The organism is Virgibacillus dokdonensis (assembly GCF_900166595.1).
Lineage (GTDB): Bacteria > Bacillota > Bacilli > Bacillales > Amphibacillaceae > Virgibacillus > Virgibacillus dokdonensis.
Window position 1 is genome coordinate 290012 of the sequence record NZ_LT745763.1, and the last position, 11704, is coordinate 301715.

General features: G+C 36.9%; 14 protein-coding genes. 13 read left to right on the plus strand and 1 reads right to left on the minus strand.

Annotation, left to right across the window (positions count from 1 at the left end; genetic code table 11):
• The first annotated feature begins 258 nt into the window (after positions 1–258).
• The 9 genes from B2C77_RS03090 to B2C77_RS03130 are packed head-to-tail and all read left to right on the plus strand — an operon-like array spanning position 259 to position 8834.
• Complete coding sequence (locus B2C77_RS03090; protein WP_077702360.1) at positions 259–1326, plus strand: amidase; 1068 nt, start codon at positions 259–261, stop codon at positions 1324–1326.
• Positions 1327–1355: 29 nt separating this feature from the next.
• The gene (gene yhfZ / locus B2C77_RS03095; RefSeq protein ID WP_077702361.1) at positions 1356–2288 is read left to right on the plus strand and encodes a GntR family transcriptional regulator YhfZ; all 933 of its coding nucleotides are present in this window, start codon (positions 1356–1358) and stop codon (positions 2286–2288) included.
• Between the two features lie 28 nt (positions 2289–2316).
• Entirely contained in the window at positions 2317–2694 is a 378-nt protein-coding gene (locus B2C77_RS03100) for a PRD domain-containing protein (protein WP_077702362.1), read from the plus strand.
• A gap of 1 nt (position 2695) precedes the next feature.
• On the plus strand, positions 2696–3052 hold the full coding sequence (locus B2C77_RS03105) for a DUF2620 domain-containing protein (protein ID WP_077702363.1): 357 nt from the start codon (positions 2696–2698) through the stop codon (positions 3050–3052).
• A gap of 22 nt (positions 3053–3074) precedes the next feature.
• Positions 3075–4367 carry a YhfT family protein gene (locus B2C77_RS03110; RefSeq protein WP_077702364.1) on the plus strand — a complete coding sequence of 431 codons (1293 nt, stop codon included), beginning with the start codon at positions 3075–3077 and terminating at the stop codon, positions 4365–4367.
• A 27-nt stretch (positions 4368–4394) separates the two neighbouring features.
• The gene (locus tag B2C77_RS03115) at positions 4395–5312 is read left to right on the plus strand and encodes a phosphotriesterase family protein (RefSeq protein WP_077702365.1); all 918 of its coding nucleotides are present in this window, start codon (positions 4395–4397) and stop codon (positions 5310–5312) included.
• Positions 5312–6436, plus strand: a complete 1125-nt coding sequence (locus B2C77_RS03120) for an aminotransferase class V-fold PLP-dependent enzyme (protein ID WP_414930255.1) — start codon at positions 5312–5314, stop codon at positions 6434–6436. The genes B2C77_RS03115 and B2C77_RS03120 overlap by 1 nt, the downstream gene beginning before the upstream one ends.
• A 33-nt stretch (positions 6437–6469) precedes the next feature.
• The gene (locus B2C77_RS03125; protein WP_077702367.1) at positions 6470–7630 is read left to right on the plus strand and encodes a YhfX family PLP-dependent enzyme; all 1161 of its coding nucleotides are present in this window, start codon (positions 6470–6472) and stop codon (positions 7628–7630) included.
• A gap of 4 nt (positions 7631–7634) precedes the next feature.
• The gene (locus tag B2C77_RS03130) at positions 7635–8834 is read left to right on the plus strand and encodes a phosphopentomutase (protein ID WP_077702368.1); all 1200 of its coding nucleotides are present in this window, start codon (positions 7635–7637) and stop codon (positions 8832–8834) included.
• A 404-nt stretch (positions 8835–9238) separates the two neighbouring features.
• On the opposite strand, the gene moaC is transcribed toward B2C77_RS03130, so the two are convergent.
• Positions 9239–9733, minus strand: a complete 495-nt coding sequence (gene moaC, locus B2C77_RS03135) for a cyclic pyranopterin monophosphate synthase MoaC (protein WP_077702369.1) — start codon at positions 9731–9733, stop codon at positions 9239–9241.
• A 149-nt stretch (positions 9734–9882) separates the two neighbouring features.
• On the opposite strand from moaC, the gene B2C77_RS03140 reads away from it, so the two are divergent.
• The 4 genes from B2C77_RS03140 (at position 9883) to B2C77_RS03150 (ending at position 11588) form a co-directional block, all read left to right on the plus strand.
• Positions 9883–10410 (plus strand): MerR family transcriptional regulator, encoded by a 528-nt coding sequence (locus B2C77_RS03140; protein ID WP_077702370.1) that lies wholly within the window; start codon positions 9883–9885, stop codon positions 10408–10410.
• Entirely contained in the window at positions 10407–10535 is a 129-nt protein-coding gene (locus tag B2C77_RS22295) for a hypothetical protein (protein ID WP_296361115.1), read from the plus strand. Before B2C77_RS03140 ends, B2C77_RS22295 begins: the two co-directional genes overlap by 4 nt.
• A 116-nt stretch (positions 10536–10651) precedes the next feature.
• Positions 10652–11188 carry a hypothetical protein gene (locus B2C77_RS03145; RefSeq protein WP_176087267.1) on the plus strand — a complete coding sequence of 179 codons (537 nt, stop codon included), beginning with the start codon at positions 10652–10654 and terminating at the stop codon, positions 11186–11188.
• The gene (locus B2C77_RS03150; RefSeq protein WP_073006983.1) at positions 11160–11588 is read left to right on the plus strand and encodes an N-acetyltransferase; all 429 of its coding nucleotides are present in this window, start codon (positions 11160–11162) and stop codon (positions 11586–11588) included. The genes B2C77_RS03145 and B2C77_RS03150 overlap by 29 nt, the downstream gene beginning before the upstream one ends.
• Positions 11589–11704 lie beyond the last annotated feature (116 nt).

Genomic DNA, 11704 nt, shown 5'->3' on the forward strand with positions numbered 1-11704 from the left:
GGAAATCTTAAGACAGTATACCACAGTGATGAAAGGAAAAATTAAATTAGCAGAATAGATAGCCACTTTATCGTGAAAAGGTGGCTTTTAATGTATTTATAATAGTTGTTTTTTGTTTCATTTACCTGCAAATATAAATTTAATTTAAAAATTAAGTTGAAATTAGGATATGAAAGCGTTATAATTACAACATACAATATTTTGTATATTGTATGTTGTAATTAAGTGATCCATACATTAAAGATTGGAAGTTATAAAATGGTAGCAAAAAATAGGCTTGCTTTGGCAGAAAGAGAGTTAGGAAGATCTGTGGTAGCTATTAATTATGAGTGGAGAACAGAGCGAATGAGTAAAGGTCAAGATGCTTTGTTTTTTGGAGTGAAGGACACGAATCAGATACCAAATGATGTAATAGATAAGCTGAATAGTGATCAAAATATGATTTGGCTAACAGTGGATAAAGCGGCAAGCAAGGGAAGAGCGATAGATACGGATTTGCATAACCCAATAACTTACCGATTAATGACAGGTTCTTCTAGCGGCGGACCAATTAACATTTTAAAAGGAATAAATGATTTCGCAATTGGAACAGATGGTGGAGGTTCCATCCTTGGTCCCGCAATGAGTTGTCAACTTCCTTCTGTGATAGGTTCAGGGATAGGGTTACATGTAAAGCAAAAAAAGACATCAACTGATGGAATAGATTTTACTGGAAGTGTTGGCGTAATTGCCAAAGATATGTGTACATTAGCTTCAATTATAGAAACTTTAATTAACGAGGAACTTGAGCTAGTGGAAGAACCGAAGTTGAAAATCGCCATTCCAAAAAAAGGAACGATTACATGCCCAGATCAAATGGATATGCATGAAAAAGTTATATATTACTTATCAAAAATGGATTGTTCGCATATTTCCTTCTTAGAAGTAGACATGACAGGGATTGATAATCGAGCTAGAGGTATAAACATTATTCAAGAAATTTTAGGTAAAAACGAAGCCGATTTAATTTTAACCTGTGAAGGTCCGATTGATGTGTATGGTTATGGTGAAACAATCCCGCAACAGTTTGGGCAAGTTGGTCAAGAGTTAACGAAACATCATGGAAAATATCTTCTACGTTCAGCAAACATGTGCAACACAACAGCTATTACGGTTCCAACTGAAAACCTTGCAACCGGATTAGTCATCGTTGCTAAAGAGGGGATTGGAAACTGCAAAAATGCGTTTAATTTAGCCAAAAAGTTAGAAAAGGGGATCAACCTTCCAGATGTTTGGAAACGTTATTTTCTTGATAATGAACAGGAATTTAATGGTTTTCAGCTATAAAAAGGTAGATTGATGGAAAGGAGTAAAAAATGAGTAGAATTTGGGAAAGTTTATTTTCGAAAAATGGTTTAGCAGCAAAAGGCATTGCTAAAGAACTCATTGATGTCAATGAGGGGGACAGAATTCCTAGAGTAGAAGATTTTGTTCAGAAATTATCTTTTGGCCGGGGAACTATTCAAGGTGGATTAAATGTATTGGAGAGGTTGCATGCAATTACGTTGGAATCTAGAGGGCATTTAGGAACCTTTTTAATGAATAAAGATATTCACATATTAAAAGAAATTGCAGGAATTGGTTCTTTAATGGGCGCAATGCCATTACCTTATTCCACACGTTATGAAGGCTTAGCAACAGGATTAATTGAGGTATCAGATGTGATGCATAAACGTTTGGATTTGGCATACATGAGAGGATCTAAGCAGCGTTTGGAAGGGTTAAAGTCACGTAGATATGACTTCGTTGTCATGTCTAAGTTAGCTGCTGAAGAAGAAATGAAGCATAATGATAACCTACAAGTAGCTATTAATTTTGGACCCAAAACATACGTAACGGCACATGAAATTTTTTTAGCAGACCCTTCCAACAATCAAATCAAAGATGGCATGCGGGTTGGAATAGACTTTTCATCTATTGATCAATCCAAGATTACTCTATTGGAATGTGACAAGATTAATGTGGAATTAGTACCAACTAATTACATGCAACTATTTGAGAATCTGCAAAATGGGAGTTTGGATGCGGCAGTATGGAATGCAGATGAAAGGAGAATAAACAAAACGTTCAAAAAAGTAGGCTTTCGAACAAAAGAAGCAAATATGCTTTCGGAAAAAGCTTCCACATCCGTTATTTTAATTGAAAAAGATCGAACTGACGTACATGATTTTCTCTTAGGATTGGAAACAAGAAAAATTATTGAAATACAAGAGCTAGTAGTTAATAAGAAAAAACTACCACATTACTAAATTTATTAAGGTAAGGGGATAGCGTGATATGAACGTACAAGATCTCAAAGACAGATTAAACTTGTTGTTGGAAAAATGCTTAATAAAACAAAAGGAATATGATATTGCTACTATTGCATTTGAAAGGTTATTAAAAGTGCTTAACAAGCATGATATCGAGCAAGCAGAGATGCTTTTTACTCATTTACCGATGGCTTTAAATCGTATTGAAAAAGGAGAAGAAGTAGAAAAACCTGCAGTTGAGTTAATGGAAGAGGTAAAAAATTCCATTTATTTCCCGATGGCAAAGGAGCACGTTTTCTATATTGAAAACAGATGGGGGGCGCCTTTGCCAGAAGGAGAGAAGGAGTTTTTATATATGCATTACACAAATGTAATTAATTTAAATTCACAAGGAGGACAATAAAATGAAAATTGTTATTGGTGGTCAAGTAGAAAAAAAGACAATAGAGTCATTAATAAAGGAAATGGATTCATCTATTGAAACGGTAATTAAATCAGATTTAGATGCTGCAATGGCTATAAAGTCAAACCAAGCAGATTATTATGTGGGAGCTTGTCATACTGGTGGTGGCGGTGCATTGGCTATGGCTATTGCCTTACTTGGAAGAGATCAATGTGAAACAGTTTCCATGCCTGGTAGGAAGCCAAATAATGATAATATTATCGAAGCGGTTAACAGCGGTAGAAAAGCATTTGGTTTTACTGCAGATCATGTCGATGCTGCGGTACCAATGATTATTAATGCATTAAAAAATAAATAGTAAAGGAGGTGCTTTGTAAGCTATGGAGACTTTATTTATTGTGTTAATTGGAGCGATGGCGGCCATTTTAGCAAACCAAAATATTGCAGTGTTTAACGATGGTTTGAGACCAGTCGTCGGAGAACATATTGAAGGAAGGCTAAAGCGTAGAGAGTTAGGAGTAACGGCTTTTGCAATGAGCTTTGGATTAGTCATTGGGTTTGGTATCCCTTTTACATTATCAGCTAGTATTATTTTGATTCATAGCATTTTACTAGGTACAGATATTATCGGTTTAATCACACCAAAGAATAAATGGGGAACCCCTTTAGCAGCCGCCGTTGGAGGATTATACGGATGGGCATTATTAGCAGGTTTAGAAAGTTTTGTAAAGCTATTTGATTATTTACCCGTTAATTTTTTAGAACCATTAGGAGAAGTTGGAACTCCTGTTGTAGTAACGTTCATGGCTTTTCCAGCTTTAGCAGTTGCTATGCAATTTAGTATTAAAAAAGGTATTCTAACATTTGTTTTAGCAGCTTTGGTACGGCAGCTTACCGTATTTGTCAATGAGAATGGATTCCTTTCCATTGGTGAAAATGTTATTCAATTAAATCAAGAAGGTATGGCACTCATTGTTGGAATGATCTTTCTATTTTTCTATGCAATGAAAGAAAAAGGGGATGAAGGATCTTCTGTTGATTTGGCTGCCATGTTTAGTGAAAAGGTTAAATCTATTAAAAATAATGTCATATATTTTGTCATTATAGGGGCTCTCATTGCAGGAGCGACAAATTTATTAATCATGGCTGGTGATCCAATTTCTCTCAATCTAATTGCAGAAGGAAAAATTACAGATGCTGGGATTGCAGCTGCAGCTAGAGCAATTGGATTTATTCCACTAGTAGCTAGTACTGCGATTGCGACAGGTGTTTATAGTCCGGTTGGGTTTACATTAATTTTTGTTGTCGGCTTATTTTCGCCAAATGTTTGGGTTGCTGTAATTATTGGTGGAATAATCAGTTTTCTAGAAGTTATGTTACTAAGTTCAATTGCAAGATTTTTAGACAAATATCCTGGTGTGAGAAACTCTGGTGAAAATATTCGTAGTGCTATGACCAAACTATTAGAAGTCGCTTTATTAATTGGTGGTGCGAATGCATCTAATATGATTGCACCTGGGTTCGGCTTCTTCTTTATTGCTGGTTTTTATCTATTAAATGAAGTAGCTGGTCGTCCGATTGTCCGTATGGCAGTAGGTCCTGTTGGCGCAATTGCAGTAGGTATTATCGCTAACATCCTAGTCGCTTTAGGCTTAATGAGTATTCCGCAATAAAATGAATGAAACCACAGGAGTGATGATATGATACAAACTGTAAGAGGTAGGATTACTACAGATGACTTTGGGGTATGCGCAGCACATGAACATTTATCCATTGATCTATCAAAAGTGAAAAATGATCCAGACACTATATTAGATGATGAAGAAGGTATGATTTCTGAGTTGAATCATTTTTATCGTGCGGGTGGCAGATCACTAATAGAATTAACAAATGATGGAATGGGTAGAAATGTTTCACGTTTAAAAACGTTAAGTGAGAAATCAAATGTTCACATTGTAACTTGTACAGGATTTTATAAGAATCCCTTTATTCCTGATTTTGCTAACAGCTGGGACCGTCATCAGTTTGCAGCGCATTTTATTCGTGAAATAGAAGAGGGAATAGGAGATAGCGGAATATTTCCGGGGATAATAGGTGAAGTTGGAACAAGCTTAAATGAGATGAAGCCAGTAGAAAAAGAATTAATTATTGGTGCTGGAAAAGCAGCTTTAGAAACGGGATTAACGGTTAGTACACATACGACGTTAGGAACAATGGGTCGTGAGCAAGTAGAAATGCTTTTTAACGTTGGCTTGGATAAAGATCAAATTATTATTGGTCACCAAGACCTCAATCCGAATAAAAATGAAGTGCTAGAGGTGCTTCGTTCTGGAGTTTATATTGGATTTGATACAATTGGAAAAAATAACTATAGGCCAGATGAAGAACGTTTATCGTATTTGATCGATTTTATTGAACGAGGTTTTCAAAAACAAATTTTACTTTCCGCTGATTTAACTAGGAAATCTCATTGGAAAAAGCATGGTGGTCTTGGATATGATTTAGTACTTAATAAGTTTGTACCAATTCTACGGGAGCAGGGCGTCTCTAATCATGTTATAGATGATTTGTTGATTCATAATCCTGCGAACGCCTTATCGATAAAGGAGCGTTTATAGTGGCTTATGATAAATCAAAATTAAAGTATGCCGATTCTGTTATTCCAACTTTAACCGTTAAAGAAGCGCAACAATTACAGTTTAAATTAGTTGATTGTATGAGTGAGCATTTTTCTGGCGATCAGTTTTTATCAATGGGAGATTTAGGAGTTGCTCCACAATATAAAAAACCAGAACAGACAAAAAGGGTTGAACGAACACTTGCTACATTTTTTGGCGCAGAGAATGCTTCGCTAGTGCGAGGGGCTGGTACTGGAGCAATTCGTACTATACTAAGTACATTGATGTCAACAGGAGATCAAATGTTCATTCACGATGCCCCAATATATACAACGACTCAGGATACCATTCAAATGCTGGGAATTAAAACAAAGAAAGTAAATTATAATGATGTGGAAGCTGTTAAAAGAGCAGTAACAGCAGAGGATAATTGTAAAGTTTTTTATGTTCAACATGCACGCCAAACACCTACTGATATCTATGATTTAAAGACAGTTATTCAAATTGTTAAACAGGCACGACCAGATATCGCCATTGTTGTTGATGACAATTATTGTGCTATGAAGGCGTATGGGATTGGTGTTGAGTTTGGGGCGGATTATTCCACTTTTTCAGGATTTAAAGTACTTGGACCAGAAGGAATTGGGATAATTGTTGGTAAGAATGAAGCAATCAACTTGCTTCAAGAAAGAAATTATTCAGGCGGTGGCCAGATTCAAGGATATGAAGCAATGGAACTGTTGCGCATGATGACCTTTGCGCCTGTAGCTCTTGCTACGCAAAATGAACAGGTGGAAGATGTTTGTAAGCACTTAAATGAAGGTATAATTGAAGGAATCGATCATGCATATATGGTAAATGCACAATCAAAAGTGATTATTGTAGAACTGCGACAGCCGATTGCTCAAGAAGTTATTAAAGTGAGCAATCAATTGGGGGCAGCAACACACCCGGTGGGGGCAGAGTCTAAGTATGAAATTATACCAATGATCTATCGTGTTTCAGGCAGTTTTATTGCCGCTGAGCCAAAGTTAAAAGAGTATGGCTTACGAATTAACCCAATGAAATCTGGATCTTCAACTGTTTTAAGAATTTTAGATAAAGCAATAAAATCAGTACAATAAATACAGTTTTCAACAGAAAGCAGGAGGATGCCCATGTTTTTGGACGTAACCAAACGTAGAAATCCACAACTAATAAAGACTGGTGTTACTTTTCATCAATCTGGGGAAATCCCGCCGAACACATATATAATAGATGTGGACATACTAAAAGAGAATACAAGAATGATGGCAAAAACAGCTAATGATCATCATTTTAACCTTTATTTTATGACAAAACAACTTGGACGAATTCCCGAGTTGGCGAAAATTTTTACAGACAATGGTATTGAAAAAGCTGTTGCCGTAGATTTTGATGAAGGTAAAGTTTTGGCTGAAAACGGAGTAGCTATTGGAAATATTGGTCATCTAGTCCAACCAGGGAAAATGCAGTGGAATGAAGTATTAAGCTGGGAGCCAGAGGTAGTTACGATATTTTCCTATGAAAGAGCCAAGCAATTATCAGAAAGTGCAGTGAAGCTTGGAATGAAGCAAAATATCTTACTCAAGGTCTATGGTTCAAATGATAAAATGTATAGTGCCCAGGAAGGCGGAATCCCCTTAGAGTACCTTTCTAAGACAGTTGCCGAAATTCAAAAATTATCAGGTGTAAATATTGTTGGCGTTACTACGTTTCCCAACTTGGAAATAAACCAAACAGAGACGAAAATGATTCCTACAACTAATATGCATACACTAATGCAGGCGAGAGACATTTTAGAGAATGAAGGAATTGAAATAAAGCAAGTCAATGGCCCAGGGGGAACTAGCTGTAAAACAATACCACAGCTAGCCCTACAAGGTGTTACACACGGCGAGCCGGGGCATGGGTTAACAGGTACAACCCCATTACATGCGTATTGTGATTTACCTGAAAAGCCAGCTATTATTTATGTTTCTGAGGTATCGCATAGGTTCAAAGAGCAATATCAAGTAATAGCGGGAGGGTATTATGGACGTTCTAATATGGAAGGCTGTTTTGTAGGACATGAGGAACAAAGTATATTGAAACGATACGTTCGTGCTTATAACAACAGCCCAGAATCTATCGACTACTATGGTTCTATAGATAAATCGGATAACTTTCAAATAGAAATTGGAGATACAGCTATTTTTGCCTTTCGCACCCAAATATTTGTAACACGAGCACATGTAGCACTGATAGAAGGAATACAAACTGGTAATCCGAGACTTATTCATTTAGAAAGGAAGTGGTGACATCATGCCTAAAATGATGTTACTTGTCATTGATAGTTTTGGTATAGGAGCGATGGATGATTGTGCTGCATATGTACCTTCTGATTGTAATGCGAACACTTATAAACATATTCGAGAGGCAAAACAATGCGAACTGGATATACCGAAGATGTACGAGATGGGCTTAGGAACACTTGTAGATGGTAGACCTGTGCCAGAAAATGCGTATGGCTACTCCAAATTGGCGCACCATGGAGCAGATACCTATCTAGGGCATCAAGAGATTGCTGGAAGCTGTCCGAAAAAGTCTTATAAAAGATTAATGAAAGATATTCATGCTCAACTAAAGCAAGCTCTGGAAGAAAAAGGATATAAGGTCACATATCCGATTGATTCTTGTCCTATTCTTCTAGTTGACAACGCCGTAGTTGTTGGGGATAACTTAGAGTCTGAGGTTGGTAACATTATTAATGTGACAGCAGATTTTAAAAAAATGCCGTTCAACAAAGTAAAAAAACTAGGAGAAGTCATTCGTGCCAATGTAGATACAACGAGAGTTATTGCATTCGGTGGTCCATACACTTCCATTGACCATATATTGTCTTGTGTGAAGGAAAAAAATAAAGGGCAGTGGGGTGTGGACACACCTAAGGCGAAAGTTTATGGAGAAGGGTACGATGTTTATCATATGGGGTATGGTGTAGAAATTAACAAACAATTCCCTATGATTGCTGCAAAACATGGGCTAAAAGTTTATCGATTAGGAAAAACGGCGGATGTCTTGCATGGTGAAGGCCCCGCTGAGCCTATTGTGAATACAACCCAATTATTAAAAAAAGTTGACGAAGCGTACCAAAAAGAAAAAAATGATGCTGCATTTTTGGTGAATGTGCAAGAAACGGATTTAGCAGGGCATGCCGAGAATGTAGATTGGTATTGTGAATTGTTAAATGAAACGGATCAGTGGTTACAAAAGTTCATTCCTAAACTGGCTGAAGATGATATTTTAATTATTATGGCTGACCATGGGAACGATCCAACCATCGGACATTCTAATCATACACGAGAGTATGTTCCAATTATGGTGGTAGGAAAAAAGGTGAAAAAAGTGAGTATTGGTATGAGGGAAACTATGTCTGATGTTGGTGCAACCTTCTGTGATTTTTTTCATTTACCTGCTACAGCAGAAGGTGTAAGCTTTCTTCATGAGATTATAGAAGAGTAATATTCGCCTGATTTTATTAATCATATTCTTAGAAAAGCTTGGCTTGTCACCAAGTCTTATGGCGCAAAAGCGTCGTCGTTTTTCTATAGTTTAAGATAGAACAAAGCGCTTAAAACGTAGGCTTATCCTGTGTATACTGTCTTGTGTGCACAGGATTTTTTTAATTTGTGGTATTGAATTGTAAATGAATAGGTAAAGCAGTTTTTATAAGAAGTATAGTATTGAATTTCAACATGATTTTAAGACTACTTAAATAGTAAACCTTTGTTTTTGTGATACTATCGGAGGCGAAATGAATGGTATAAAAATAGCAGGGTACACCCCCTGCTATTTAAAGAAAATCACGCTGTCATGTTGTCAAATGAAAGATTTAAGGGGCGAGTTTATTAGAAAATAGCTAAAAGCTAGTTTGTCTCCCGATGGTAATCACCGTTTTTTCCTCCGCTTTTCTCTTGTAAAAAAGTTGGTCCAATCGTCATTCCTTTGTCGATTGCCTTACACATGTCATATACCGTCAAAGCTGCTGTGGCAGCTGCAGTTAATGCTTCCATTTCTACTCCAGTAGACCCGACTGTTTTCACTTCAGCTTCAATCACTAACTGATACATATCGTACGCCTCTAGTTCCACCCAAGTAAAGGAAAGATCTACACTGCTAATGGGAATCGGGTGGCACATGGGAATAATGGATGATGTTTGCTTGGCGCCCATAATACCAGCTATTTGAGCAACACCTAGCACATCGCCCTTTTTGTTTTTTTGTTCAACAATATTTGCATAAACTAATTTATTCATGTTGACACTTGATCGGGCAATGGCTTTTCGCTCACTTTCATGTTTGTCGGATATATCAACCATTTTAGCCCTGCCATGTTCATTAAAATGGGAGAAATCTGCCATGCTGTCACCTGCTTTCTTTATTCAGAAGAGAGATTCTATAACTCTATTTTACCATTGGATAGCGGTTAAACAAAATAAGTTTTCCTTGCCTATGACGTTACGTCATAAGTTAAACTAAGGGAGAGAGGAACAAGGGGAGGAGATTGGGCATGACTGAAACATATTTTACAGTGAAACAGTTCGCAAATATGATTGGTATAACGGAGCGTACGTTACAATACTATGATCGAAAAGGAGTATTAAAGCCAACCAGTTACACGGATCACGGCCATCGTTTGTATACGCATGAGGATATATTTACCGCACAAAAAATCATTACATTCAAATATTTAGGGTTTTCGTTAAAAGAGATTAAAGCACACCTTTATGAGAGCGCTGCGAAAAACATGCAGGAAACGTTAAAAGAGCAAAAAAAATTACTTGAAGAAAAACGAGATCACCTTATTCATGTCATTCGCACTATTTCAAGAGTAGAGAAGATGGCAGACATGAGCGAAATAAATAAAGATTTGTTATTAGCAATTATTCATGCAACGCAGGCAGAAGAAGATGTGGAGCAATGGCTAGCGAATCATTTGTCTCCATCTTCCATGGAGAAAATTTTCATTCGCCATTTGTCCGAAGAAGAAAGATTTGATATAGAACGCAAGGTGATGGTATATGTACATCATTTATGAATGCGTTAGAAATAGAAGGCGATGCTCTATATCACTTTACTCTTCTACCAAAAGAAGTAGAGTCGTTTATCAGTCAAGTTATTGATGTCTATATGGAACAGATGGAGTTCGAGGAGGAATGTTAAAGCAGATAGGCTTGATGTATATGCGTTTGTGGTATTATGGCGCAGTCGTTTGGTTGAAAAAGCATCCAGCACCTGCTAGGGATGAAAATGTGTATACGTATCATCAAACGTAACAAATGATGGTAATTACAATAGTTTTTAGTATGCTAACGGTTTTAGAAGGAGGTTTGTTGCATTTCCTCCTGCATTTTTGGAATGAAATCATTGCTCGGATTACCACCATCATACATGTACATGCGCTCGTTTATTTCATGGCACTGTTTCAATCAGCGAAACGTAAGCCCCATGTAATAGAGGGGAATAAGGTTAACATACAATTTGGCTTTCAAAGTAATCTAGAATTAGATATTCGTAATATAAGCGAGATTGTAGCTGCGCAACCTATTTCTTTTGAAACGAAAATACCAAAGCATACTTATGTTTCGCTCATGCAGTGGGATGATCCACATTATGAGTTCATACTTAAACAACCTGTGCCATTGAAAAAGATCTTTGGCAAAACAAGATCTATCACATCTGTTGTGTTAAGAGCTGATGATATGGAAGGGATGATTGCTAGAATAAAAGATTTCCCATATAATATAGACGAGCAGTTGCTCAAGGAAGATGAAAAGGTGAAAAAACATGAACATAAGGAAGTATCATCCAGATGAACTGGATCAATTAGTGGATATTTGGTATCAAGGCTCCCTATATGCGCACAACTTTATCGAGCAAGCGTACTGGGAGTCACAACGAAAAGCGATGAAGGAAACGTATTTGCCAATGGCGGAAACGCATGTTATTTTGGCGGACAGCGAGATAGTAGGTTTTATTGCAATGGTTGACAATTATTTAGCAGCTGTATTTGTGAAAGTTGCTTGTCAAGGAAAAGGCTACGGTAAAGAACTATTGCAATTTGTTAAAGCAAACCGCAATCACATACAATTAAAAGTCTATCAGAAAAACAAGCAGGCGGTCGGTTTTTACCTCAAACAGGCTTTTGCAATTTGTGAAGAATTGGTAGATGAACCTACAGGGGAAAAGGAATATTTGCTGGAATGGAAAAAATAATTGCTTGCATTTCTTTGTTCGGAAGGAAGCGATTTAAAGCGTGAAGAAGTTAACAACTTTAAAGGAACTTTTTCTTCGTTGACTATTTTTCTGAATGTGTAACATAAATGGGATAT